The organism is Aureimonas mangrovi (genome assembly GCF_014058705.1).
In the GTDB taxonomy this organism is placed as follows: domain Bacteria; phylum Pseudomonadota; class Alphaproteobacteria; order Rhizobiales; family Rhizobiaceae; genus Aureimonas; species Aureimonas mangrovi.
Map to the genome: position 1 here is coordinate 3,455,294 of NZ_CP059692.1, position 22,181 is coordinate 3,477,474.

Here is a 22,181-nt window from a genome sequence, read left to right on the forward strand (position 1 = left end):
TGTGCCTTCGATGGAGATGCGGCGTAACAACGCTCGCTCAGGGGCGCGGTTCCCACGCGCCGGCCAGATGGCGGGGCCAACGGCGCGGCAGGACTGCGACGATATCGAAGCGGAGGGATATGTGGTGGGCATCCGGTTGGCGCGCAAGCCAGAGATCGGCCGCAGCCTCGATGCGCCTGCGTGAGGCGGGCGTCACGGCATCGATCGCCAAGGCGAGGCTGCCGCGCGCCTTGACCTCGACGATCGCCACCGTCGAGCCGCGCCGGGCGACGAGGTCGATCTCGCCGAGCGAGGTGCGGTGTCGCATTTCGATGATGCGATAGCCCTTCAGGCGCAACGCCCAGGCGGCAAGACGTTCCGCACGATGCCCCTTGGCGAAGAAGCGTCGCCGTCGATCGGCGCCGGCCTTCAATCCTTCGCCTTCAGCGCGAGTGCCATGGCGTAGAGCTCGCGCTTGGGCAGCCCCGTAAGCCTCACGGCCTCGGCGGCAGCCTGCGCGGGCTTCATCTCGGCCAGAAGCCCGGCGAGGATCGCCTCGGCGTCGGCGCCCTCCGCAGCTTCCTCGGCGGCCGGCGGGCCGACGCAGACGACGATCTCTCCGCGCACGCGCTCCATAGCGTCGAAGGCGGCGGCGAGTTCGGACAGGGCGCCGCGATAGACGGTCTCGTGCATCTTCGTCAGTTCGCGGCAGACAGCCGCGGGACGGTCGCCGAGGACGCCGGCCATGTCATGAAGGCCGGCGGCGACGCGATTGGGCGATTCGAAGAAGATCAGCGTGCCCGGCACGCGTGCCAGCGCTTCCAGGCGTTTGCGCCGCGCCGTCTCCTTGCTCGGCAGGAAGCCGGCGAAGAAGAAGGCGTCTGACGGCAGGCCGCTGGCGAGGAGCGCGGCCAACGGGGCGGAGGCGCCCGGCACGGGCACGACAGCGATCCCCGCCTCCAGCGCACGCTCGACGAGCCGGAAGCCGGGATCGGAAACGAGGGGCGTGCCGGCATCCGATGCCAGCGCGACCGACTTGCCGGCCGTCAACTCGGCCAACAGCGCCTCGCCGGCTGCCGCCTCGTTGTGCTCGTGATAGGAGACGGGCCGCCGGTCGATGGCGAAACGCTGCAGGAGCTTGGCGGTGACACGCGTATCCTCGCAGGCCAGGATGTCGGCGCCGGCCAGGACCTCCAGCGCCCGCAGCGTGATGTCCGAGAGGTTTCCGATGGGCGTCGCGACGAGATAGAGGCCCGGCGCGGGGCGCGGGGCCGGCACGGATTGCCCGCGAAGCAGGAAGGAAGGAGGACGCGCCTCGCTCATGCCGGGCGGGGCGCCCAGAGGATGACGGCGGCGCCGACGAGGCAGAGCGCCGTTCCGGCGAGGTCGAAGCGATCGGGCATGGCGCGCTCCACGAGCCAGAGCCACATCAGGGATGCAAGGATATAGACCCCGCCATAGGCGGCATAGGCGCGGCCCGCATGGGCGGCGTCGACCTGCGTCAAAAGGAAGGCGAAAAGGGCGAGCGCCGCCATTCCGGGCGCCAGCCACAGGATCGAGGCGCCCTGCCGCCACCATGCCCAGAAGGCGAAGCAGCCGGCGATCTCGGCGAGCGCCGCGCCCCCATAGAAGACAAAGCTCACGCCAGATCCGCCACGACGGCGTCCAGCACCAGCATGCCGGCTGGCGTCGCGCGGATGCGGTCCCGGCCAAGGCGTTCGATCATGCCGTGACGTTTGAGATCGGCCTCGACGACGGGATCGACGTCGCGCCCCGTCAGCGAACGCCAGCGCTTGAGGTCGAGCCCTTCCACGAGCCGCAAACCCATCAGCAGCATCTCGTCGGCCTGCTCCGAAGGGCCCAGCGGCTCGTCGTCGGCGATGCCCGCGTCCCAGTCCTCGACCATCTTCAGCCAAGTCTCGGGATGCTTCTCGTTGGAGAGCGCGTGGCGCAGCCCGTCCGCGCCCTCGAGGCGGCCGTGCGCACCGGGGCCGATGCCGGCATACAAGCCATAGCGCCAGTAGGTGAGGTTGTGGCGCGATTCCGCGCCCGGCACCGCGTGGTTGGAAATCTCGTAGGCCGGCAGGCCACGCGCCGCCGTCAGGCGCTGCGTCGCCTCGTAGAGATCGGCCGAAAGGTCGCCGTCCGGCACGACGAGCTTGCCCGCCTTGTGCAGGGCGTAGAAGGCGGTGCCTTCCTCGATCGTCAGCTGGTAGAGAGAGAGATGGTCGGCGGCCAGATCCATCGCGCGGGAAAGCTCGGTCTCCCAGGCCTCCACCGTCTGGTCGGGGCGCGCGTAGATCAGGTCGAAGGAGAGACGCGGGAAAATCTCTCGCGCGAGCCTGATGGCGCCGAGCGCCTGATCGACGTCATGCAGCCGGCCGAGACGCCGCAGGTCGGGATCGTTGAGCGCCTGCACGCCGAGAGAGACGCGGTTGACGCCGGCCGCGCGATAGCCGCGAAAGCGCTCCGCCTCCACCGAGGAGGGATTGGCCTCCAGCGTGATCTCCGCCCCGTCCTCCACGGTCCAGTTGGCGGCAACGGCCTCGAGGATGGCGGCGACCGTTCCCGGCTCCATCAGCGAGGGCGTGCCGCCGCCGAGGAAGATCGACGTCACGCGCTGGCCGGGCGAGCGGCGCGCCATCTCGGCGATCTCGCGCGCGAAGGCGGCGACGTAGCGCTTCTGGTCCACCGGCTGGTGGCGAACGTGGGAATTGAAGTCGCAATAGGGGCATTTGGCCGCGCAGAACGGCCAGTGGACGTAGACGCCGAAGCCCGGATCGCCGGCTGGCGGCGTGAAAGGACGGATCGCCGTCAGCTTGCCCGTGTGCGCGTTCATGAGACGCCGAGCGCCTCCTTCGCGAAGAGCCGAAAGGCGCGGGCGCGATGCGAGAGAGCGTGCGCCTGTCCGGGCGCCCAGCCGTGCTTCTCCTCCGCGCTCATCTCGCCGAAGGTGCGCTCTTGGCCTTCCGGCCGGAACATCGGATCGTAGCCGAACCCGAGCGCGCCGCGTGGCGGCCAGACGAGCGTTCCCTCGATCTCGCCACGGAAAAGGCGCGTCGCGCCGTCCGGGGTCGCGAGACACAGGACGGCGACGAAGCGGCCGGTGCGGTCGGCGGAGCGTTCGAGCTTCTCGTTCACCTGCGCCATCGCCCTGGCAAAGTCCTTGTTCGGCCCGGCCCAGCGGGCCGAATAGATGCCGGGATCGCCGCTGAGCGCATCGACCGCGAGGCCGGAATCGTCCGACAGAGCGGCAAGGCCCGTCGCGCGGGCCGCGGCCAGCGCCTTGATCTGCGCGTTCTCCTCGAAGGTCGAGCCGGTCTCCTCGGGCTCGGGCAGGCCCTTGTCGGCCGCCGAGACGACCTCGAAGCCGAGCGGCCCGAGAAGATCGCGGAATTCGGCGATCTTGCCGGCGTTGTGGCTCGCCACGAGTAGCGGCCCGGCCTCGGGATCGAGAAGCGTCATGTCGTCCGTCCGTTCCACGAGAAGCGTTGTCGCTCCTCGAAATAGCCTCAGCCTTGCGCGAGCGCCTCGCGCTGCTTGTCCACCAGCGTCGCGATGCCGGCCTTGGCGAGGCCGAGGAGCGCCTGCAGCTCGGCCTCCGAGAAGGGCTCGCCCTCGGCCGTGCCCTGGATCTCCACGATGCCGCCCCGCCCGGTCATGACGAAATTGGCGTCGGTGCCGGCAGAGGAATCCTCCAGATAGTCGAGATCGAGCACCGGCGTGCCGTCGTGGATGCCGCAGGAGATGGCGGCGACGTGGTCCTTCAGGACCCTATCGCGCTTGACCATGCCGCGGGTCTCCATCCACGCAAGACAGTCCGCCAGCGCGACGAAGGCGCCCGTGATGGAGGCCGTGCGCGTGCCGCCATCGGCCTGCAGGACGTCGCAGTCGAGCGAGATCTGGCGCTCGCCGAGCGCTTCGAGATCGACCACGGCGCGCAGGGAGCGGCCGATCAGGCGCTGGATCTCCTGCGTGCGGCCGGACTGCTTGCCGGATGAGGCCTCGCGGCGCATGCGCTCGTGCGTGGCGCGCGGCAGCATGCCGTACTCGGCCGTCACCCAGCCGCGACCGGAATTCTTCAGCCATCCCGGCACGCGCTCCTCGAGGCTCGCCGTGCACAGGACGTGCGTGTCGCCGAACTTGACGAGGCAGGAGCCTTCCGCGTGGCGCGAGAAGCCCCGCTCGAGGGACACGTCGCGCAATTGGTCGCTGGCGCGTTTGGAAGGCCGCATAAGGGTCTCGCTTCGATCTTTCGGGTCCGGGATGGGCGCTCCTTAACGCTTCACGCCGCTGTGGGCAAAGGAATTGCGTTACCTTGCGCGCTTGGCGCCGGGGCACGGCGTTCCTATAGTCTGGTCATGGCGTTCACGGCGCAGTTTTCGGGCAATCACAACAGGCTGGCAGGGCTCGCGGCGCCTCACCCGCTGGATGAGCGCGCGCGCGAGATCTTTCGGCTGATCGTCGACACCTATCTGGAATCGGGCGAGCCGGTGGGCTCGCGCAACCTTTCGCGCCTCCTGTCGACCGCGCTCTCGCCGGCCTCGATCCGCAACGTGATGAGCGATCTCGAGCAGCTCGGCCTCATCTACGCACCGCACGTCTCGGCCGGCCGCCTGCCGACGGAGACCGGCCTTCGCTTCTTCGTCGACGCCTTCCTGGAAACCGGCGATATGGGTCCGGGCGAGCGCGACGAGATCGAGGAGAAGGCCCGCGCGATGGGCGACGGGCGCGGTGTCGAGACACTGCTCACAGAGGCGAGCCAGCTTCTCTCCGGGCTGTCGCGCGGGGCCGGCCTGGTGGTCACCGCCAAGTCCGACCTTCGGCTGAAGCACATCGAGTTCATCCGGTTGGAGCCGACAAGGGCGCTCGCCGTCCTCGTCGGCGAGAACGGCGACGTCGAGAACCGCATCGTCGAACTGCCGGCCGGCGTCACCGCCTCGCAGCTCGTGGAGGCCGGCAATTTCCTCAACGCCCATGTCGTCGGGCGCACCATCGGCGAGGCGCGTGCCAGCGTCGAGACGATGAAGGTCGAGACGGCGAGCGCTCTCGACGCGCTGTCGCGCGAACTCGTGGAGGCCGGCCTCGCGGTCTGGTCCGGGGCGGCGCAGGGTCAGCCCTCCCGGCTCATCGTCCGCGGGCGCGCCAACCTTCTGGAGAATGTCACGGCAAGCGAGGATCTCGAACGGCTGCGGCACCTGTTCGACGATCTGGAGACGCAGAACTCCATCGTGGAACTCCTCGACCTCGCCGAGACGGGCAACGGGGTTCGCATCTTCATCGGCTCGGAGAACAAGCTCTTCTCCCTGTCCGGCTCCTCCCTGGTCATCGCGCCCTATACGGACGGCGCCGAGCGCGTTGTCGGGGCTGTCGGCGTCATCGGGCCGACGCGGCTGAACTATCGGCGCATCGTGCCGATGGTCGACTACACCGCCCGTCTCGTCTCGCGTCTACTCGGCGAGGGCGGCGCGCCCGGTCGTCCCCCATCGCGGCCTTGATTTCGGTCGTTGCGCGTTCGATATCGGGGACGAAAATCATCACGCCCCGCTCCCGAACGCCCGGACAGAACCGACCGGCGCCCAAGACGCGGGACGACACAAGCGGAGTTTCCTGACGCGATGACGACGAGCGACATTCGGAACAGCCAGCGCCCCGACCATCAGGCCGAAACGGGCGAGCCGATGGCGACCGAGGGCGCGCGCCAGGCGGGCGAAGAGGCCGCCACCGGCGAAGCCGGCGCGTGGGCCGAGGGCGCGGCGGAGGCAGACCGGGCGCGCATTGCCGAGCTCGAGGCCGAGAACGCCGACGTGAAGGACCGCCTCCTGCGCCTCGCAGCCGACATGGAGAACCTGCGGCGGCGCACCGAGCGCGAGATCAAGGACGCCCGCCAGTTCGCGGTCGCCAATTTCGCGCGGGACATGCTGGCCGTCGCCGACAATCTCGACCGGGCCCTCGCCGCTTTGCCCAAGGATGCGCACGAGACCGGCGATCCCGGCTATGCCGCGCTCGTCGAGGGGGTCGAGATGACCGGCCGCTCGATGCTCTCCTCGCTGGAGCGCCACGGCGTGAAGAAGCTCGAGCCGCAGGGCCAGCGTTTCGATCCGAATTTCCATCAGGCCATGTTCGAGGTCCCGGACGGGAGCATCCCCGCCGGCACCGTCGTCCAAGTGGTGCAGGATGGCTACGCCATCGGCGAGCGCGTGCTGCGCCCCGCGATGGTCGGCGTCTCCAAGGGCGGCGCCAAGCCGGGCCTCTCGCCCAAGCCCGGCGTGCCGGACGAAAGCACCAAGGACGCCTGAGGCATTCAGGCGACGCGAAATCGAAGGCGGCCGTCGGCCGCCTTTCTCTTTAGAGCGCCACGCGTCCTCTCGAACACGCATAGGTCGCTCCAGTGCCGATGCAGTGGGTATGGCCGCGCGCCCGCCGCGCCATATCTTCTGCCGCGTTGCAGCGGCACCAGAAGAGGCAGGAACATGCGGCTTGAAGGCAATGTCGCCATCGTCACCGGCGCGGCATCGGGCATCGGGAAGGCCATCGCGAAACACTACGCCGCCGAGGGCGCGCGCGTGGCGATCGCCGACCTCAACGGCGAGGCGGCCCGCGCCGCTGCCGACGAGATCGGCACCAACGCGATCGGCCTGACGATGGACGTCACCGACGAGGCGGCCGTGAACGCCGGCGTCGAGGAGACCGTGAAGCGCTTCGGTCGCATCGACACGATGGTGGCGAACGCCGGCATCCAGATCGTCCACCCGATCGAGGACTTTCCCTTCGAAGAGTTTCGCAAGGTGGTGGACATCCATCTCCATGGCTCGTTCCTACTCACCAAGGCCTGCGTGAGGCACATGTATCCGCAGAAGTCGGGCTCACTGATCTACATGGGCTCTGTGCACAGCCACGAGCCGTCGGCGTTGAAGAGTGCCTATGTCGCGGCCAAGCACGGCATTCTCGGCCTGTGCAGGGTGATGGCGAAGGAAGGCGGCAAGCACGGCGTACGCTCCAACATCATCTGCCCCGGCTTCGTGAAGACGCCGCTCGTCGAGAAGCAGATCCCGGAACAGGCGCGCGACCTCGGCATTTCCGAGAAGGACGTGGTGGAGAAGGTGATGCTGGGCCGCACGGTCGACGCGGAGTTCACGACGGTCGAGGACGTGTCCGAAATCGCGGTTTTTCTCGCCGGCTTCGGCTCCAACGCGCTGACGGGCCAGTCCATCATCCCCAGCCATGGCTGGTACATGGGCTGACCGTCCGCCCAGCCCCAATGGAGCACTGACATGGAAATCGTCGCCATCCAGCCGATCGTCGCCCTGATCGCCGGCATCCTGATCCTCGTGATCCCGCGCCTGCTCAACATCATCGTGGCGCTCTACCTGATCTTCATCGGGCTCGTCGGTCTCTTCCCGAACCTCTTCTCGTGACCGCAGCGCCGTTGCAGGACAAGTCGCGCGCCGGAAAGCCCCGGATCCTAGTCCTCGGCGGTGGGTCCGGTGGACTGGAACTCGCCTCGCAGATCGCACGGCAGGGCGACTTCGAGACAGTGCTGGTCGACCGCCAGCCTGCCCATGTGTGGAAGCCGCGCCTGCACGAAGTCGCGGCAGGCACGGTCGCGACGTCGCTGGCGGAGATCTCGTTCTACCTTCTCGCCAATCTTCGCGGTTTCCATTTCGAGCAGGGCGAGGTGGTCGAAATCGACCGCGATGCGAGGCGCGTGACGCTCGGCGTCATGACGGACACCGATGGGCGCGAGCTCGCGGCCGCCCGCACTCTGGACTACGACATCTGCGTCGTAGCGCTTGGCGGCAAGACGCCCGATTTCGGCACGACGGGCGTTGCAGAGAACGCGGTACGCCTCGACGGCCCGGAGGATGCCGAGGCCTTCCGACGCCGCTTCATCGCCAAGATGATCGCGGCGCGTGAAACGGGTCTGCCGGCCGAAGTGGTGATCGTCGGCACCGGCGCGACCGGCACGGAGCTCGCCGCCCATCTGCGGCGTTCCGAACGCGGCTTCCGTCGCGAGCAGGTCGGCGGCGGGGGTGGGAAGCTTCTTTCTGTTACGCTGATCGAGGCAGCCCCTCAGATCATGCCGGGCATCGACGACGATCTGCGCGCGCAGATCGTCCAACGCCTGCGCGCGCTCGACGTGAAGATGGTGACGGACGCGGAAATCTCGGAGGTGACGCCGACCGAACTGCGCACGGTGAAGGGCGAGACCTGGCCCAGCGACCTGACGGTCTGGGCGGCGGGCCTCGCAGCGACGCCGCTTCTGAAGCGCCTCTCCGACTTCGAAGTCGACGGCAAGGGCCGCATCGTCGTCGACGAGAGGCTGCGCTCGACCGTCGACAGCCGCATCTACGTTCTCGGCGATTCGGCCGCCTTCACGCCGCCGGGAGAGGAGAGGCCGCTGCCGCCGACCGCGCAGACCGCGAGCCAGCAGGCAGCACATCTGGCAAAGGCCTTGCCTGACGTCCTGAAAGGCAAAACCCCCCCGCCCTTCCGGCACGAAGACAAGGGGCGCCTCGTATCGCTCGGCCGCGCCGGCACGGTGGGGCGCGTCGGCTTCTCCAGGCGCGACGATCTCCTGATCAAGGGCACTTTCGCGCTGGCCGCCTATCACGGATTGGAGCGCCAGCACCAATGGCGCGTTCTGGGTCGTCTGCGGGGCAGCGTGGCGATCCTCGCGGACCTCGTCTCTCCAGCCAAGGGCCCGGCGCTCAAGCTGCACGCGGACTGAAGAAGGCGATGATGGAGATCGAAGGCGGCTGTCACTGCGGCGCGGTTCGATATCGCGCGACGATCGATCCCGAGACGGTGAGCGTGTGCCACTGCACCGACTGTCAGCGCCTCAGCGGCTCACCGTTCCGCGTCAGCGTGCCGGCCGATCGTTCGACCATCGAACTGACCGGAACGATGCCACGGGTCTATGAAAAGCGCGCCGACAGCGGCAACGTGCGACGCCAGCACTTCTGCGGGACATGTGGTGCGCCGCTCTTTTCCAGCGGCGATGAGGATGGTGGTGTCTGGGCGATCCGCTGGGGCTCGATCGACGATCGCACCGGTCTCGAGCCGAGGCGCCAGATCTGGTGCGATTCAGCGCTGCCGTGGATCGGTGGCACCGGCAGGCTGCCCGGCAAACCTCATGACGACTGACGGCTAGCCGCGCTCGTCGGTATCGGGATCGGGAATCTCTTCCTCGGTGCCGGGGATCACATAGGAGCCCGAAAGCCAGCGGTTAAGGTCCACCGCCTTGCAGCGCGGCGAGCAGAACGGATAGGTCGCCCGCTCCGAAGGCCGGCCGCATTCCGGGCACTCGCGACGGGGGCGCAGCGGCGTCACCTTGTCGCCGACCGGGCCGTTCATGCCGGCTCCTGCTCATCGGCTCCCGTCAGCGAGGGCGCGGTGCGAAAGCCTTCCCCCTCCAGAAGCGACAGCGTCTCGTAGAGCGGCAGGCCGACGACGTTGGTGTAGGAGCCAACAAGGCGTACGACGAAGCCGCCGGCGAGGCCCTGAATGGCGTAGCCGCCGGCCTTGCCGCGCCATTCGCCCGAAGCTAGGTAGCGCTCGATATCCATCTTCGTCAGCCGCTTGAAGCGCACGCGCGTCTCCACCAGCCGCTGGCGCAAGCGCCCCTGCGGCGTGACGAGGCACACGCCCGTATAGACACGGTGCGTGCGGCCTGAAAGCGTTCGCAGATTGGCGAGCGCATCCTCCTCCAGCTCGGCCTTGGGCATGATGCGCCGGCCGACGGAAACGACGGTGTCGGCTGCGAGCACGTAGCGCCCGTCTCCCTCGCCGACTGTGTTCAACGCGGCCGCGGCCGCCTCGGCCTTGGCCTTCGAGAGGCGCTTGGCCAGCGAGCGCGGGTGCTCGGAACGCTCGGGCGTCTCGTCGAGATCGGCCGGCATCAGGCGCTCGGGCTCGATGCCCACCTGCTGGAGCAGTTCCAGCCGGCGCGGCGAGCCGGAGGCGAGGACGAGGTACCGCGGGCGCGAAGCCATGACGCGCTGCCTCGCCGCTACTTGAAGCGGTAGGTGATGCGGCCCTTCGTCAGATCGTAGGGCGTCATCTCGACGAGAACCTTGTCACCCGTCAGCACGCGGATGCGGTTCTTGCGCATGCGCCCGGCCGTGTGGGCGATGATTTCGTGATCGTTCTCGAGCTTGATGCGGAAGGTCGCGTTCGGAAGCAGTTCCGTGACCGTTCCGGGAAATTCGAGAACCTCTTCTTTCGCCATGCGTGTTCAGACCTTGAGCTTGGAAGGGACCGGGCGCCCGCAAGCGCCGGCCCGGCGTGCGTCGAGGGTGCCTTGCGGCCCGATCGAAGCGTGAAGAAAACAGAATTTGGCCCTCAATCGGCTTTTCGGGCCGAAAAAGCAAGCGTCAGCCCGAGATGCGCTCGACCTCCGCCCCGCAGGCGCTCAGCTTTTCCTCCAGCCGCTCGAAGCCGCGATCGAGGTGATAGACGCGGTTGACCTCCGTCTCGCCCTCGGCGACGAGACCGGCGATGACCAGCGAGACCGAGGCTCGAAGGTCCGTCGCCATCACCGGCGCGCCCTTGAGCTGTGCCACGCCCTCAACCCGCGCGACCTGCCCGGCGAGCGAGATCTTCGCACCGAGGCGAGCGAGTTCCTGGACGTGCATGAAGCGGTTCTCGAAGATCGTCTCGGTGATCGAGGAAACGCCCTGCGAGCGCGTCATCAGCGCCATGAACTGCGCCTGAAGGTCGGTCGGGAAGCCGGGGAACGGATCGGTTGTCACGTCGACGGGCTGGATGCCGTTGCCGTTGCGCACGACGCGGATGCCGTTCTCGACCTCGGTGATCTCGGCGCCGGCCTGGCCCAGCGTCTCGAGTGCGGCCGTCAGGAGGCTGGCGCGCGTGCCCTCCAGCGTCACGTCGCCGCCCGCCATCGCGGCGGCGATCGCGTAGGTGCCGGTCTCGATGCGGTCCGGCAGGACGCGGTGGCGGGCGCCCGAAAGGGCTGTCACGCCGTCGATCGTGATGGCGGAGGTGCCCGCGCCCGTGATCTTCGCGCCCATCGCGTTCAGGCAATCGGCCAGATCGACGATCTCGGGCTCGCGCGCCGCGTTCTCGATGACGGTTTCGCCCTTGGCGAGCGAGGCGGCCATCAGCATCACGTGCGTGGCGCCTACCGAGACCTTCGGGAAGCGGAAGCGATTGCCGACGAGGCCGCCCTTGGCCTCGGCGACGACGTAACCCGCCTCGATGTCGATCGTCGCGCCGAGGGCGCGCAGGCCGTCGATGAACAGGTCCACCGGCCGCGTGCCGATGGCGCAGCCGCCGGGCAGCGAGACCTTGGCCTTGTGACAGCGCGCCAGGAGCGGGCCGATGACCCAGAAGCTCGCACGCATCTTGGAGACCAGCTCGTAGGGCGCGGTGGTATCGACGATGGTGCGGGCGTTGAAGTGGATCGTGCGCCCGCTCGCGGGATCGTGCGCGAGGCGCTTGCCGGTGACGGAATAGTCAACGCCGTGATTGCCGAGGATGCGGATGAGCTGCTCGACATCGGCCAGATGCGGCACGTTCTCCAGCGTCAGCGTGTCGTCAGTCAGGAGCGAGGCGATCATCAGCGGCAGCGCCGCGTTCTTGGCGCCCGAGATGGGGATCGTACCGTTGAGGGCGTTGCCGCCGCGTATGCGAATGCGATCCATGAAGGCGCGTCCTGTCGATCGGGAAAGGCGCCTTCCTACACGAGAGAGCGGCGCGGTACAAACGGCCGGAGCGCCGCCTGCTCCGGCCTCTATTGCGTCCTCTATTGCGGCCTCAAGGTGGCGGTCAGCGCGATCGCGGCAAGGGCGAAGACGGCGATCTTCCAGAAGTCCGCGCGCCGGCGCAGGCCGGGCAGCCCGAGCGGGCGCACGATCTGGACGCCCATCGCAAGGATGAGGAGCACGGAGAGGACCTTCGTCATGCGCCCTGTCTGGCACCGGGCCGGGCGCCGCGCAAGGATCGCCGGCTCAGATGGATTGCAGGACGCCGTGGCCCAGCACCGGGCCGGTCGGCTGGCCGGTCGGCGAACCCCCTTCCGGCTCCAGCGAGATGGCGAGCTGACCGCCCGTGAGGTCTCCCTCCATCATTGCCGGGTCGAGCGAGATGCGCAGCGGCCTTTCAGGATCGAACACGCCAAGCGACTGCGGCGTGCCGCCCTGGCGTACAAGCCAGAGCTCGGGCACGCGCCCGTCCTCGGTTTCGGGGCGAATGGGCACGAGTGTCGCCGTTCCGCTCGAGGGATCGAGCACCACTGCGAAGATCGGCACGCCGTCCGCATCGCTGGTGATGGTGGAGGCGGCGAACGTCATTTCGCCCTCGCCGCCCGGCAGCGTCGTGGCCGGGGACAGGACGAAGGCGAGGGCAGCGAGACACGCCAGCGCGAGCCCTCCAGAGCCCAGGGCGAGCCAGCGCCAGAAACCGGGAACGAGCCCCTCCTCGCGAGCCGGCGCGGCGGCGGGGGTGCGCGCGGGCTCGACCGGCGTGAGACGCGGCAGGCCGGCCTCTATCTCTTCCCAGGCGCGCGTCGGCGGCGTCTGCGGCGTGGTGGCCATCGCCAGCGGGGCGAGATGGTCTTCCCAGGCGTCGACCTCGGCTCGGAAGGCCGCGTCGCGCCGCATCAGGCGCTCGGCGGCGGCACGCTGCGCGCCGTCGAGCACACCCAGCGCGTAGTCGGCGGCCAGAAAGTCCTTGTCGTCGAATTCTTCAGGCGTCGTCGTCATCGTTCCAGACACCCTCGCAGGCGGATCAGGGCCCGGCGGATGACGCTCTTCATCGTCCCCAGAGGCACATCGGCCTCCCTCGCCAGCTCGTCATAGGTGCGCCCGGTGAAGAACGCCGCCGCGATGGCGCCTCGCGCCCTTTCGTCGAGCTGATCGAGGCAACCGTTCAGACGCCGCACCTCCTCGTCGGCCTCCATGAGCTGCAGGGCGTCCAGTCCGCTGTCGGCCACTTCGGCCGCCTCGTCCGCGCCCGCGCGACGCGGGCTGCTCGAAAGCGCACGGAGACGGTCGATCGAACGGTTGCGCGCGATGGTGGCCAGCCACGTCACCGGGCTTGCACGGCCGGGCTCGTAGCTGCCCGCCCTGTTCCAAACCGTCAGATACACGTCCTGCAGCACGTCCTCTGCCTCTTCCCTGTCGGGCAAGATACGCAGGCAGACGCCGAAGAGCTTCGCGCTGGTCAGGTCATAGACCTCACGCAGGGCCGCGCGATCGCCCCGCGCCACGTCACCGAGGCAGCGGGTCAGGTGATTGCGCGCCTCAGCGCGTTCGTCTCGGCCGGCCACGGACACGCCGCCTTTCCTCCCTCTGCCTTCGCTCGGCAGACCAACAGGCTGGGGCGCGAAAAGTCAATCGCGGCCGGATCGCGCGGACGCTCGCGTCGCTGAACACGCTGAACAGCTGGAGCGTTCTCGGGGCGAAGGGTCACGTCGAGGACAACCAACCATGCACAGGACCCTGATCGCGGCGACCGTGGGTGCCGCCGTTCCCTCAACGGTGACGCTGGCGCCGCTGCCGCAGGCGAGCGGCTATTCCTATTTCTATGCCAATGGGCGCGCCTACATCGTCGCCGACGACAGCCGCCAGGTTCTCTATCACGGTCAGTGATCGAGCCGGGTCGCCGCTCGTCGGCGGCCCGTCCTCCCGCGACGCCTCAGCGATCGCTGTGGCCGAGAGAGCGCTCGGGGTCGATGCGGTCCCGCACGCGCTGCTTCAAAACCTTGGCTTCCGGGAAGCCGCCATCTTCCTTGCGCTCCCAGATCGTCTCGCCATCGCACGTGATCTCGAAGATCCCGCCCGTTCCCGGCACGAGCGCAACCTCGCCGAGATCCGTTCCGAAGGTCGAGAGCAGTTCCTGCGCCAGCCAGGCCGAGCGCAGCAGCCAGGAGCACTGCGTGCAGTATGTGATCGTCACGCGCGGCTTCATCTCATCGCTCCTCACGTCTTCAGTCTGTAACCGGTGCGGAAGATAACGGCGATGATCGCGATACAGACCCCGAGGAACACCAGCGTCATCGACAGGCTCTGCGCCAGCGAAACGTCCGCCGCACCGTAGAAACTCCAGCGAAAGCCGGAAATCAGATAGACCACGGGGTTGAACTCGGACACGCGCTGCCAGAACTCCGGCAGCATGCGGATAGAGTAGAACGAGCCGCCGAGGAAGGCGAGCGGCGTCACGATCAGGAGCGGCACGATCTGCAGCTTCTCGAACCCGTCCGCCCAGATGCCGATGATGAAGCCGAAGAGCGAGAAGGTGACGGCCGTCAGAACAAGGAACAGCATCATCCAGAACGGATGCTGGATCTCGATGTCGACGAAGAAGAATGAGGTCGCGAGGATGATCAGCCCGAGCATGACGGACTTTGTCGCCGCCGCGCCGACGAAGCCCGCCACGATCTCCACCGCGGAGACCGGCGCGGAAAGGATTTCGTAGATCGTGCCGGTGAACTTCGGGAAGTAGATGCCAAAGGACGCATTGGCGATGCTCTGCGTCAGAAGCATCAGCATGATCAGGCCCGGCACGATGAAGGCGCCGTAGGAAACCCCGTTGACCTCGCTGAACTGCGAGCCGATCGCCGCGCCGAAAACGATGAAGTAGAGCGAGGTCGAGATCACCGGCGAGACGATGGACTGGAACAGCGTGCGGAAGGCGCGCGCCATCTCGAAACGGTAGATCGCCCAGATCGCGTGGAAGTTCAGGGTCACGGGCGATCCTCGCGCGTCAGGTCCACGAAGATGTCTTCGAGCGTGCTCTGCCGGGTCTGGATGTCGCGAAGGCGAATGCCGCCGGCATCGAGGTCGTGCAGGAGGGCGGTGATGCCCGTGCGCTCGCTGCCGAGCTCGTAGGTGTAGATCAGGCTCTGGCCGTCTTCCGACAGCTTGAGCTCGTATTGCGCAAGCGTATCGGGAACGGCTGCGAGCGGCGCGTGCAACTCCACGGTGAGTTGCTTGCGACCGAGCGTGCGCATCAGCGCCGCCTTCTCCTCCACTAGAATCAACTTGCCGCGGGCGATGACGCCGATGCGGTCGGCCATCTCCTCGGCCTCTTCGATGTAGTGCGTCGTCAGGATGATGGTGACACCGGTCTCGCGAAGGCCGCGCACGACGCGCCACATGTCGCGGCGCAGCGCGACGTCGACGCCGGCGGTCGGCTCGTCGAGGAAAAGCACCTCGGGTTCGTGCGAGAGCGCCTTGGCGATGAGCACGCGCCGCTTCATGCCGCCCGACAGCGTGTTCAGCTTGTTGTCCTTCTTCTCCCACAGCGAGAGATCCCGGAGCACCTTCTCGATATGGGCGTCGTCCCGCGGCTTGCCGAAGAGACCGCGCGTGAAGGAGACGGTGTTCCATACCGTCTCGAAGGCGTCGGTCGTCAGTTCCTGCGGCACGAGGCCGATCTGCGCGCGCGCCGCGCGAAAGTCCGTCAGGATGTCGTGTCCGGCGACCGTCACTTTGCCGGTGGAGGGTCGCACGAGACCGCACACGATGCCGATCAACGTCGTCTTGCCGGCACCGTTCGGGCCGAGAAGGGCGAAGATCTCGCCCTTCGAGATCGTGAGGTCCACGTTCTGCAGGGCCTGAAAGCCGCCGGCATAGGTCTTCGACAGACCTTCGATGGAGAGGATGGGAGACAAGGGGGCCACGCGAGACAGCGGAGGAAAGTCGCCCCGATATAGTCGCTTGCAGCGCATTTGAAGAGTCGCAGGGCGCACCTCTCCTGGCATACACTGCGCTGCAGGCTAGCGTGGCAGGCGCGACGGCCGGCAGTGAACGGGCAAACGCGCTTGACGGAGGGGTTTGCGGCGTGGAAGAGGCGCCGCATCGTCACTCCAGTTTCAGATCGAATTCATGCCCAAGAACACGCTTTATCTCCTCGTCGGCGCACTCCTCGTCGTTGCCATCGGCCTCGGCGTCTACGTCTACCAGGAAGAGACCGCGCCGAGCGACGGCGTCGAGATCAGCATCGGCGACGAAGGCGTCAGCGTCGAAGGCAACTGAGGCCTCGTCACAAAAAAGAGCGGGCGCCTCCTGGCGCCCGCTCGCTTTGCTCGCCGATTCCGAAAAACGGCTCAGATGTCGAGATTGGCGACCTGGAGCGCGTTCTCCTGGATGAACTCGCGCCGCGGCTCCACCTCATCACCCATTAGGCGAGAGAAGAGGAGGTCGGCGTCCGTCGCGTCGTTGACCTTCACCTGCAGCAGCGAGCGAACCTCCGGGTCGAGCGTCGTTTCCCAGAGCTGCTCGGGGTCCATCTCGCCAAGACCCTTGTAGCGCTGGAGCGAGATGCCCTTGCGACCGACCTCGAAGACGGCCGTCAGAAGCGCGAGCGGGCCGGAGATCGGCTGCTCGACATCCTTGCGGCGCAGGACCGGAACGGTGGCGTAGACCTCGGCGAGGCGCGGGGCCAGCCGATTGAGCTGGATCGCGTCGGCCGAGGCGATGAGACCGGCATCGATGGTGCGCACTTCGAGCACGCCGCGAACCGTGCGCTGGAAGCGGTAGCCGCCCTCGCCCGTCGCCTCGCCTACCCAGCCACGCTCGGTCTCTTCCGAGACGGCATCGAGAGCCTTGGCCACGCGTTCGGCCATGAAGGGCGCATCGGCGCCGGAATCGGCGATCTGCGGCGACAGCGCGCCGGCGATCGCGGCCTGTTCCACAACCTGCCGATCGTAGCGAGAGTGAAGGCCCGCCAGCACCTGCCGCACGGCCAGCGCATCGTCGACGACGGCGCGAAGATCGCGGCCCGTGCGCACTTCGCCGGAGCCGAGCGTCAGGCTCGCATCCTCCAGCCCGCTCTCGATCAGATAGTTGTCGAGCGCGGCCTGGTCCTTGAGATACTGGCCCTGCTTGCCGCGCGTCACCTTATAGAGCGGCGGCTGGGCGATGTAGACGTAGCCGCGCTCGATCAGCTCCGGCATCTGCCTGAAGAAGAACGTGAGAAGCAGTGTGCGGATGTGGGCGCCGTCCACGTCGGCGTCCGTCATGATGATGATCTTGTGGTAGCGCAGCTTGTCCGGGTTGAACTCGTCCTTGCCGATCGAGGTGCCGAGCGCGGTGATGAGCGTGCCGATCTGGTCGGAGCCGAGCATGCGGTCGAAGCGTGCCCGCTCGACGTTCAGGATCTTGCCGCGCAGCGGCAGGATCGCCTGGTTCTGGCGCGAGCGCGCGCCCTTCGCCGAGCCGCCGGCCGAATCGCCCTCCACGAGGAAGATCTCGGACTTGGCCGGGTCCTTCTCCTGGCAATCGGCGAGCTTGCCAGGCAGCGAGGTGATGTCGAGCGCGCCCTTGCGGCGCGTCAGCTCGCGCGCTTTCCTCGCGGCCTCGCGGGCGGAGGCGGCCTCCACCACCTTGCCGACGACGATGCGCGCTTCCTGCGGATGCTCCTCGAGCCAGGTCGCCAGCGTCTCGTTGACGAGGCTCTCGACCACGGGGCGCACCTCGGAGGAGACGAGCTTGTCCTTGGTCTGCGAGGAGAATTTCGGGTCCGGCACCTTCACCGAAAGGACGCAGGTCAGCCCCTCGCGGCAATCGTCGCCGGTGAGCGTGACCTTCTCCTTCTTCAGGATGCCGGAAGCGTCGGCATAGCCGATCACCTGGCGCGTCAGCGCGCCGCGAAAGCCCGCCATATGCGTGCCGCCATCGCGCTGCGGGATGTTGTTGGTGAAGGGCAGCACCGTGTCCTGGTAGGAATCGTTCCACCACATGGCGGCTTCCACCGTGATGCCGTCCTTCTCGCCCTTCAGGACCAGCGGCTCGCCGATCAGCGGTTTGCGGGCGCGGTCGAGATAGCGCACAAAGGCCTCGAGGCCGCCCTCATAGAAGAGTTCGGCGCGCTTCTCATCGGCGTGGCGCTTGTCGGTGAGGGTGATGCGCACGCCGGAGTTCAGGAAGGCGAGTTCGCGCAGACGATGCTCCAGCGTCGCGAAGTCGAACTCGGTCCTGGTGAAGGTGTCGGTCGAGGGCAGGAAGGTGATGGCCGTGCCGGTCTCTGCGCCCGCGTCTCCAGTGACGGCCAAAGGCGCGTCCGGCACGCCGTGGGTGAAGGCCATCTCGTGAATCTGGCCCTTGCGGCGGATCTTCATCTTCAGCCAGACCGACAGCGCGTTGACGACCGAGACGCCGACGCCGTGCAGGCCGCCCGAGACCTTGTAGGAATTCTGGTCGAACTTACCGCCGGCGTGGAGCTGGGTCATGATGACCTCGGCCGCCGAGACCCCCTCGCCCTGATGGATGTCGGTCGGGATGCCGCGGCCATTGTCGGTGACGGTGCAGGAGCCGTCGGCGTTCAGCGTCACGGTCACGAGCGTGGCATGGCCGGCCAATGCCTCGTCGATGGCATTGTCCACCACCTCGTAGACCATGTGGTGCAAGCCCGAACCGTCGTCGGTGTCGCCGATATACATGCCGGGCCGTTTGCGCACGGCGTCGAGACCCTTCAGCACCTTGATGGAATCGGCGCCGTATTCGGCGCCCGCGCCGGGGTTCGTCTCGTTCGCGTCTGACATGGATGTCCTTGGGGTCGTGCGCCTGCGGCAGGCTCGTCGAGGATGCCGCTCACGGCCACCCGAATATAATGGTTCTTGCCCGCGAACCCAAGCCTTTTGGCCGCAGGGGCCCGCACCTTAATTGCGCGCGCCACGCCCCCATATGACAGGGCGAAGAAGGAGCCGCCGCATGCAGACCCAGACGATCCCCTTCCGCGCGCCCGCACCGATCCCCCACACAAAGCCGCTGTCCTTCGCCGGCTTCGTCTGGACCGCCTCGCGCAATCCGATCGAGATCTGGGGCTCGCGCGCCTACAAGGAGCCGTACCTCAAGGCGAACTGGCTGAACGTGCCGACGGTGATCGTCAACGAGCCGAAGGCGATCCGCACGCTCCTCGTCGACAACGCGAAGAACTACGCGATGCAGCCGCTGCGCCAACGCGTCCTGCGCCCGATGCTGCGCGACGGGTTGCTGACCGCCGAGGGCGAACTGTGGAAGCGCACGCGAAAGTCGCTCGCCCCTGTCTTCACGCCGAAGAACATCCACGCGCTGGCGCCGATCATGGCCGAGCGCTCGCGGCTGTTCGCTGAAGGTTTGCAGCAACTGCCGGACGGGCGTGCGGACATCGCCTTCCAGATGACGCTCCTCACCTACGACATCCTGCAGGCGACGCTCTTCTCCAACGACATCGACGGCGAGCCCACCGAGTTCGCCGAGGCGATGGAGCTGTTTCTGAAGCGCATGGGGCGGGTCGATCCTCTCGACATCCTCGACGCGCCGGCCTTCCTGCCACGTATCGGGCGCCTGCTCGGCCAGCGCTCGACGAAGTATTTCCGCGGCGTCATCGCCGGCACGATGGAGCGGCGGCGACAGCTCCTCGCCACCGACCCGGATGCCGCCCCGAACGACTTCCTGACCATGCTCCTGAAGGCCGACGGGCTGTCGCGCTCGGAGATCGAGGACAACATCATCACCTTCATCGGCGCCGGGCACGAGACGACCGCGCGGGCGCTCGGCTGGACACTCTACCTTCTCAGCCAGTCACCGCGCGACCGGGAGGCCGTGGAGGCGGAGGTCGACGCCGTTCTGCCGGGCCTGGACGACCCCGCAACGTGGCTCGACGCCCTGCCGCAGACGCGCGCCGCCTTCGAGGAGGCGATGCGGCTCTACCCGCCGGCGCCCTCGCTCAACCGCACGGCGCTGGAGGCAGACCGCGTCGGCGACATGGACATCCCCGCCGGCTCCTCGGTGCTCGTGATGCCGTGGCTCGTCCATCGCCACGAGGCACTGTGGGAGAACCCGCTCGACTTCGTGCCCGCGCGCTTCCTGCCGGGCAATCGCGAGAGGATTGACCGCTATCAGTATCTGCCTTTCGGCGTCGGCCCGCGCGTGTGCATCGGCTCAAGCTTTGCCATGCAGGAGGGCGTCATCGCGCTCGCCGAACTGATGCGTCACCTGCGTTTCGACTTCACCGGCGACAAGCCGCCCTATCCGGTCCAGAAGATCACCGTGCAGCCGCGCGGCGGTCTGCCCATGCGGGTGAGCCGGCGGTAGGAGCCCTATTCAGCGGCCGCGTCCGCCGGCGGGTTCGCGGTGCCCTGGCGCGGCGCCTCGGAGCGGTGATTGACGAGCTCGCGATGCGCCTGCGGCGCCTCATCGCGGCTCATGTAGCGCGAAGGATCGGCGTCGGTCGGCAGCAGCCGGGCGATCGCCTTGGGCTCGCCATCCTCACCGAAACGCTGCCGGAACAGGGCGCGCACGCGCTCCGCGGTGCGGTGCTGGACTTCGCCGATCGAGCCCTCCGAGACATCGCCGCGCAACACGATCACCTGATCGTCGGCGGTCAGCTGGTCGAGGAACACCTTCGGGTTCTCCAGCCGCACCGCTGCGCCGTCGTGCGAGCGGTTCGACAGGAGCAGTTCGCGCGCCTCGTCGAACGGGATTTTGCGCGGAACCGTGACGGTCCAGGCGAGGGTGCGGGCGCTGGCGCGCGAATGATTGCGCAGCCACACGTTCCAGAGCGTCGAGTTCGGCGCGAAGACGAACAGCCCGTCGAAGGTTTCCAGGTGGGAGACGAACAGCCCGATCTCGCGCACGGTGCCGGAATAGGCGCTGGTCTCGATATAATCGCCGACGCGGAAGGGACGAAGCCACAGGAGCATGATGCCGGCCGCGATATTCGTCAGCGTGCCCTGCAGCGCGAGGCCGACGGCAAGACCCGCGGCCCCGAGGATCGCGAGCAGCGAGGTCATCTGCACGCCGATCTGCCCCAGCGCGATGATCGCCGTCATGATGACGATCAGATACTTGATGATCGCCACGATCGGCGCGCGCATGGTCTGGTCGAGCCGGATCGATCGGCCCAGCGCGCGCCCGACGGCGTTCGACAGGCGGCTGGCGAGAAACAGGCCTATAGCAAGGACGAGGATGGCGGAGACGAGGCTCGGAAGGAAGAAGACGGCCTGCTCGCCAAGACGTGTGGCGAAGGCGCGCGTTTCGTTCAACGTCTCGAAATCCATCAGCATTCCCTGTCCGTTTCAATTCTTTCAGAAAGGACAGGCATGTAGAAAGAAAAGGGCCGCTCCGTGAAGCGACCCTCGATTTTCCGATATTCGCGACGCTTAGATCGACGGCGCGCCGGTCTTCGGCGCCGGCGTGGCTGTCTCGTCCACGAGCCCTTCGAAGAGCGCCGTCGACAGATAACGCTCGGCAAAGGACGGGATGATCACGACGATGTTCTTCCCCGCCATCTCCGGCCGCTGGCCGACCCTGATTGCCGCCGAGAGGGCCGCGCCCGACGAAATGCCGACCGGAACACCCTCGAGGCGCGCGACGAGGCGCGCCGTCTCGAAACTTTCCTCGTTGGTCGCCTGCACAACCTCGTCGTAGATCGAGGTGTCTAGGATGGCGGGGGCGAAGCCCGCGCCGATGCCCTGGATCTTGTGAGGGCCGGGCTGGCCACCCGACAGGACGTGCGAGGCTTCAGGCTCGACGGCGACGACGCGCACGTCCGGCTTGCGGCCCTTCAGCACCTGCCCGACGCCGGTAATCGTGCCGCCCGTGCCGATGCCGGAGACCAAAACGTCGACATTGCCGCCCGTGTCGTTCCAGATTTCCTCGGCGGTCGTGACGCGATGGATCTGCGGATTGGCCGGATTCTCGAACTGCTGCGGGATGACGGCGTTCGGGATGTCCGCCTTGAGTTCCTCCGCCTTGGCGATGGCGCCCTTCATGCCCTTGGCGCCTTCCGTCAGCACCAGATCGGCACCGAGAAGACGCAGCATCTTGCGGCGCTCGATCGACATGGTCTCGGGCATCGTCAGGATGAGATTGTAGCCCTTGGCGGCGGCCGCGAAGGCGAGCGCGATACCGGTGTTGCCCGAAGTCGGCTCGATCAGCGTCGTCTTGCCCGGCTCGATCGTGCCGTCCGCCTCCAGCTTCTCCAGCATCGCGACGCCGATGCGGTCCTTCACGCTGGCGATCGGGTTGAAGAATTCGAGCTTGGCGAGAATATGGGCTTTCACCCCTTTCTCCTTTGCCAGCTTGTCGAGGCGCACGAGCGGCGTGTCGCCGATCGTGTCGAGGATGGAATCGTAGATCCTGCCGCGTCCCTTGGTGCGCGGGGCGCTTTCGTTCACGGGCTTGTCCATTGCGCTCTCCCTCTGAAGCATCGGCCCGAAAACCGTTCGGCTTTCGAAAAGCGCGATGCGCTGA

General features: G+C 67.5%; 28 protein-coding genes. 9 read left to right on the forward strand and 19 right to left on the reverse strand.

Features of this window, described 5'->3' with window-relative positions; genetic code table 11:
- Nucleotides 1-37: 37 nt before the first annotated feature.
- From H1343_RS16690 to rph, 6 genes are read right to left on the reverse strand one after another with little or no spacing between them, the layout of a single operon-like run.
- The gene (locus tag H1343_RS16690; protein ID WP_185983939.1) at nucleotides 38-412 is read right to left on the reverse strand and encodes a YraN family protein; all 375 of its coding nucleotides are present in this window, start codon (nucleotides 410-412) and stop codon (nucleotides 38-40) included.
- Nucleotides 409-1,302, reverse strand: coding sequence for a 16S rRNA (cytidine(1402)-2'-O)-methyltransferase (rsmI, locus tag H1343_RS16695; RefSeq protein ID WP_185983940.1), 894 nt, complete (start codon nucleotides 1,300-1,302; stop codon nucleotides 409-411). Before rsmI ends, H1343_RS16690 begins: the two co-directional genes overlap by 4 nt.
- Entirely contained in the window at nucleotides 1,299-1,622 is a 324-nt protein-coding gene (locus H1343_RS16700) for a YnfA family protein (RefSeq protein WP_185983941.1), read from the reverse strand. The genes rsmI and H1343_RS16700 overlap by 4 nt, the downstream gene beginning before the upstream one ends.
- Complete coding sequence (gene hemW / locus H1343_RS16705; protein WP_185983942.1) at nucleotides 1,619-2,818, reverse strand: radical SAM family heme chaperone HemW; 1,200 nt, start codon at nucleotides 2,816-2,818, stop codon at nucleotides 1,619-1,621. Before hemW ends, H1343_RS16700 begins: the two co-directional genes overlap by 4 nt.
- On the reverse strand, nucleotides 2,815-3,444 hold the full coding sequence (rdgB, locus tag H1343_RS16710) for an RdgB/HAM1 family non-canonical purine NTP pyrophosphatase (RefSeq protein ID WP_185983943.1): 630 nt from the start codon (nucleotides 3,442-3,444) through the stop codon (nucleotides 2,815-2,817). Before rdgB ends, hemW begins: the two co-directional genes overlap by 4 nt.
- 47 nt (nucleotides 3,445-3,491) lie before the next feature.
- Nucleotides 3,492-4,214, reverse strand: a complete 723-nt coding sequence (gene rph / locus H1343_RS16715) for a ribonuclease PH (protein ID WP_185983944.1) — start codon at nucleotides 4,212-4,214, stop codon at nucleotides 3,492-3,494.
- A 126-nt stretch (nucleotides 4,215-4,340) separates the two neighbouring features.
- Between rph and hrcA the strand changes: the two genes are divergently transcribed.
- From hrcA to H1343_RS16745, 6 genes are all read left to right on the forward strand, one after another.
- On the forward strand, nucleotides 4,341-5,477 hold the full coding sequence (gene hrcA / locus H1343_RS16720; RefSeq protein WP_185983945.1) for a heat-inducible transcriptional repressor HrcA: 1,137 nt from the start codon (nucleotides 4,341-4,343) through the stop codon (nucleotides 5,475-5,477).
- Between the two features lie 183 nt (nucleotides 5,478-5,660).
- Nucleotides 5,661-6,278: a nucleotide exchange factor GrpE gene (grpE, locus tag H1343_RS16725; RefSeq protein WP_246333641.1), complete on the forward strand. Its 618-nt coding sequence runs from the start codon at nucleotides 5,661-5,663 to the stop codon at nucleotides 6,276-6,278.
- A gap of 174 nt (nucleotides 6,279-6,452) precedes the next feature.
- Nucleotides 6,453-7,223 carry a 3-hydroxybutyrate dehydrogenase gene (locus H1343_RS16730; protein ID WP_185983947.1) on the forward strand — a complete coding sequence of 257 codons (771 nt, stop codon included), beginning with the start codon at nucleotides 6,453-6,455 and terminating at the stop codon, nucleotides 7,221-7,223.
- Nucleotides 7,224-7,253: 30 nt separating this feature from the next.
- Complete coding sequence (locus H1343_RS16735; RefSeq protein ID WP_185983948.1) at nucleotides 7,254-7,397, forward strand: DUF3096 domain-containing protein; 144 nt, start codon at nucleotides 7,254-7,256, stop codon at nucleotides 7,395-7,397.
- On the forward strand, nucleotides 7,394-8,710 hold the full coding sequence (locus H1343_RS16740; protein WP_246333173.1) for an NAD(P)/FAD-dependent oxidoreductase: 1,317 nt from the start codon (nucleotides 7,394-7,396) through the stop codon (nucleotides 8,708-8,710). Before H1343_RS16735 ends, H1343_RS16740 begins: the two co-directional genes overlap by 4 nt.
- 11 nt (nucleotides 8,711-8,721) lie before the next feature.
- A complete protein-coding gene (locus tag H1343_RS16745) occupies nucleotides 8,722-9,126 on the forward strand; it encodes a GFA family protein (RefSeq protein WP_185985733.1) in 405 nt (134 codons plus the stop codon).
- A gap of 3 nt (nucleotides 9,127-9,129) precedes the next feature.
- Here H1343_RS16745 and yacG read toward each other — a convergent pair whose 3' ends face one another.
- From yacG to H1343_RS16780, 7 genes are all read right to left on the reverse strand, one after another.
- The gene (gene yacG / locus H1343_RS16750; protein WP_185983949.1) at nucleotides 9,130-9,336 is read right to left on the reverse strand and encodes a DNA gyrase inhibitor YacG; all 207 of its coding nucleotides are present in this window, start codon (nucleotides 9,334-9,336) and stop codon (nucleotides 9,130-9,132) included.
- Nucleotides 9,333-9,974, reverse strand: a complete 642-nt coding sequence (locus H1343_RS16755; protein WP_185983950.1) for a Maf-like protein — start codon at nucleotides 9,972-9,974, stop codon at nucleotides 9,333-9,335. Before H1343_RS16755 ends, yacG begins: the two co-directional genes overlap by 4 nt.
- Before the next feature lie 17 nt (nucleotides 9,975-9,991).
- Complete coding sequence (gene infA, locus H1343_RS16760) at nucleotides 9,992-10,210, reverse strand: translation initiation factor IF-1 (protein ID WP_055892241.1); 219 nt, start codon at nucleotides 10,208-10,210, stop codon at nucleotides 9,992-9,994.
- 145 nt (nucleotides 10,211-10,355) lie between these two features.
- Entirely contained in the window at nucleotides 10,356-11,645 is a 1,290-nt protein-coding gene (murA, locus tag H1343_RS16765; protein WP_185983951.1) for a UDP-N-acetylglucosamine 1-carboxyvinyltransferase, read from the reverse strand.
- Nucleotides 11,646-11,746: 101 nt separating this feature from the next.
- Entirely contained in the window at nucleotides 11,747-11,905 is a 159-nt protein-coding gene (locus H1343_RS16770) for a hypothetical protein (RefSeq protein ID WP_185983952.1), read from the reverse strand.
- A 46-nt stretch (nucleotides 11,906-11,951) separates the two neighbouring features.
- Nucleotides 11,952-12,704, reverse strand: a complete 753-nt coding sequence (locus H1343_RS16775) for an anti-sigma factor (protein ID WP_185983953.1) — start codon at nucleotides 12,702-12,704, stop codon at nucleotides 11,952-11,954.
- Complete coding sequence (locus tag H1343_RS16780; protein ID WP_246333174.1) at nucleotides 12,701-13,276, reverse strand: sigma-70 family RNA polymerase sigma factor; 576 nt, start codon at nucleotides 13,274-13,276, stop codon at nucleotides 12,701-12,703. Before H1343_RS16780 ends, H1343_RS16775 begins: the two co-directional genes overlap by 4 nt.
- Nucleotides 13,277-13,430: 154 nt before the next feature.
- On the opposite strand from H1343_RS16780, the gene H1343_RS16785 reads away from it, so the two are divergent.
- Nucleotides 13,431-13,592, forward strand: coding sequence for a DUF1236 domain-containing protein (locus H1343_RS16785; protein ID WP_185983954.1), 162 nt, complete (start codon nucleotides 13,431-13,433; stop codon nucleotides 13,590-13,592).
- 46 nt (nucleotides 13,593-13,638) lie between these two features.
- Here the strand turns inward: H1343_RS16785 and H1343_RS16790 are convergent, their stop codons facing one another.
- The 3 genes from H1343_RS16790 to H1343_RS16800 are packed head-to-tail and all read right to left on the reverse strand — an operon-like array spanning nucleotide 13,639 to nucleotide 15,616.
- Entirely contained in the window at nucleotides 13,639-13,911 is a 273-nt protein-coding gene (locus H1343_RS16790; protein WP_185983955.1) for an Rdx family protein, read from the reverse strand.
- 11 nt (nucleotides 13,912-13,922) lie between these two features.
- Nucleotides 13,923-14,684, reverse strand: coding sequence for an ABC transporter permease (locus H1343_RS16795; protein ID WP_185985735.1), 762 nt, complete (start codon nucleotides 14,682-14,684; stop codon nucleotides 13,923-13,925).
- Between the two features lie 2 nt (nucleotides 14,685-14,686).
- Nucleotides 14,687-15,616, reverse strand: coding sequence for an ABC transporter ATP-binding protein (locus H1343_RS16800; protein ID WP_185983956.1), 930 nt, complete (start codon nucleotides 15,614-15,616; stop codon nucleotides 14,687-14,689).
- 214 nt (nucleotides 15,617-15,830) lie between these two features.
- On the opposite strand from H1343_RS16800, the gene H1343_RS16805 reads away from it, so the two are divergent.
- Complete coding sequence (locus H1343_RS16805) at nucleotides 15,831-15,980, forward strand: hypothetical protein (protein WP_185983957.1); 150 nt, start codon at nucleotides 15,831-15,833, stop codon at nucleotides 15,978-15,980.
- Between the two features lie 71 nt (nucleotides 15,981-16,051).
- Here H1343_RS16805 and gyrB read toward each other — a convergent pair whose 3' ends face one another.
- Nucleotides 16,052-18,487, reverse strand: coding sequence for a DNA topoisomerase (ATP-hydrolyzing) subunit B (gyrB, locus tag H1343_RS16810; protein ID WP_185983958.1), 2,436 nt, complete (start codon nucleotides 18,485-18,487; stop codon nucleotides 16,052-16,054).
- A 169-nt stretch (nucleotides 18,488-18,656) separates the two neighbouring features.
- On the opposite strand from gyrB, the gene H1343_RS16815 reads away from it, so the two are divergent.
- Nucleotides 18,657-20,021 carry a cytochrome P450 gene (locus tag H1343_RS16815; protein WP_185983959.1) on the forward strand — a complete coding sequence of 455 codons (1,365 nt, stop codon included), beginning with the start codon at nucleotides 18,657-18,659 and terminating at the stop codon, nucleotides 20,019-20,021.
- 5 nt (nucleotides 20,022-20,026) lie between these two features.
- On the opposite strand, the gene H1343_RS16820 is transcribed toward H1343_RS16815, so the two are convergent.
- Entirely contained in the window at nucleotides 20,027-20,992 is a 966-nt protein-coding gene (locus tag H1343_RS16820; RefSeq protein WP_210270051.1) for a mechanosensitive ion channel family protein, read from the reverse strand.
- Nucleotides 20,993-21,088: 96 nt separating this feature from the next.
- Entirely contained in the window at nucleotides 21,089-22,117 is a 1,029-nt protein-coding gene (gene cysK, locus H1343_RS16825) for a cysteine synthase A (RefSeq protein ID WP_185983961.1), read from the reverse strand.
- Between the last annotated feature and the right edge of the window lie 64 nt (nucleotides 22,118-22,181).

Coding starts and splice junctions, on each gene's coding strand:
- rdgB (WP_185983943.1), bottom strand. CDS start 3,444: ATGACGCTTCTCGATCCCGAGGCCGGGCCGCTACTCGTGGCGAGCCAC.
- H1343_RS16755 (WP_185983950.1), bottom strand. CDS start 9,974: ATGGCTTCGCGCCCGCGGTACCTCGTCCTCGCCTCCGGCTCGCCGCGC.
- grpE (WP_246333641.1), top strand. CDS start 5,661: ATGGCGACCGAGGGCGCGCGCCAGGCGGGCGAAGAGGCCGCCACCGGC.
- rph (WP_185983944.1), bottom strand. CDS start 4,214: ATGCGGCCTTCCAAACGCGCCAGCGACCAATTGCGCGACGTGTCCCTC.
- gyrB (WP_185983958.1), bottom strand. CDS start 18,487: ATGTCAGACGCGAACGAGACGAACCCCGGCGCGGGCGCCGAATACGGC.
- H1343_RS16745 (WP_185985733.1), top strand. CDS start 8,722: ATGGAGATCGAAGGCGGCTGTCACTGCGGCGCGGTTCGATATCGCGCG.
- H1343_RS16735 (WP_185983948.1), top strand. CDS start 7,254: ATGGAAATCGTCGCCATCCAGCCGATCGTCGCCCTGATCGCCGGCATC.
- yacG (WP_185983949.1), bottom strand. CDS start 9,336: ATGAACGGCCCGGTCGGCGACAAGGTGACGCCGCTGCGCCCCCGTCGC.
- murA (WP_185983951.1), bottom strand. CDS start 11,645: ATGGATCGCATTCGCATACGCGGCGGCAACGCCCTCAACGGTACGATC.
- hemW (WP_185983942.1), bottom strand. CDS start 2,818: ATGAACGCGCACACGGGCAAGCTGACGGCGATCCGTCCTTTCACGCCG.
- H1343_RS16790 (WP_185983955.1), bottom strand. CDS start 13,911: ATGAAGCCGCGCGTGACGATCACATACTGCACGCAGTGCTCCTGGCTG.
- H1343_RS16770 (WP_185983952.1), bottom strand. CDS start 11,905: ATGACGAAGGTCCTCTCCGTGCTCCTCATCCTTGCGATGGGCGTCCAG.
- infA (WP_055892241.1), bottom strand. CDS start 10,210: ATGGCGAAAGAAGAGGTTCTCGAATTTCCCGGAACGGTCACGGAACTG.
- hrcA (WP_185983945.1), top strand. CDS start 4,341: ATGGCGTTCACGGCGCAGTTTTCGGGCAATCACAACAGGCTGGCAGGG.
- H1343_RS16775 (WP_185983953.1), bottom strand. CDS start 12,704: ATGACGACGACGCCTGAAGAATTCGACGACAAGGACTTTCTGGCCGCC.
- H1343_RS16730 (WP_185983947.1), top strand. CDS start 6,453: ATGCGGCTTGAAGGCAATGTCGCCATCGTCACCGGCGCGGCATCGGGC.
- H1343_RS16805 (WP_185983957.1), top strand. CDS start 15,831: ATGCCCAAGAACACGCTTTATCTCCTCGTCGGCGCACTCCTCGTCGTT.
- H1343_RS16820 (WP_210270051.1), bottom strand. CDS start 20,992: ATGCTGATGGATTTCGAGACGTTGAACGAAACGCGCGCCTTCGCCACA.
- rsmI (WP_185983940.1), bottom strand. CDS start 1,302: ATGAGCGAGGCGCGTCCTCCTTCCTTCCTGCTTCGCGGGCAATCCGTG.
- H1343_RS16815 (WP_185983959.1), top strand. CDS start 18,657: ATGCAGACCCAGACGATCCCCTTCCGCGCGCCCGCACCGATCCCCCAC.
- H1343_RS16785 (WP_185983954.1), top strand. CDS start 13,431: ATGCACAGGACCCTGATCGCGGCGACCGTGGGTGCCGCCGTTCCCTCA.
- cysK (WP_185983961.1), bottom strand. CDS start 22,117: ATGGACAAGCCCGTGAACGAAAGCGCCCCGCGCACCAAGGGACGCGGC.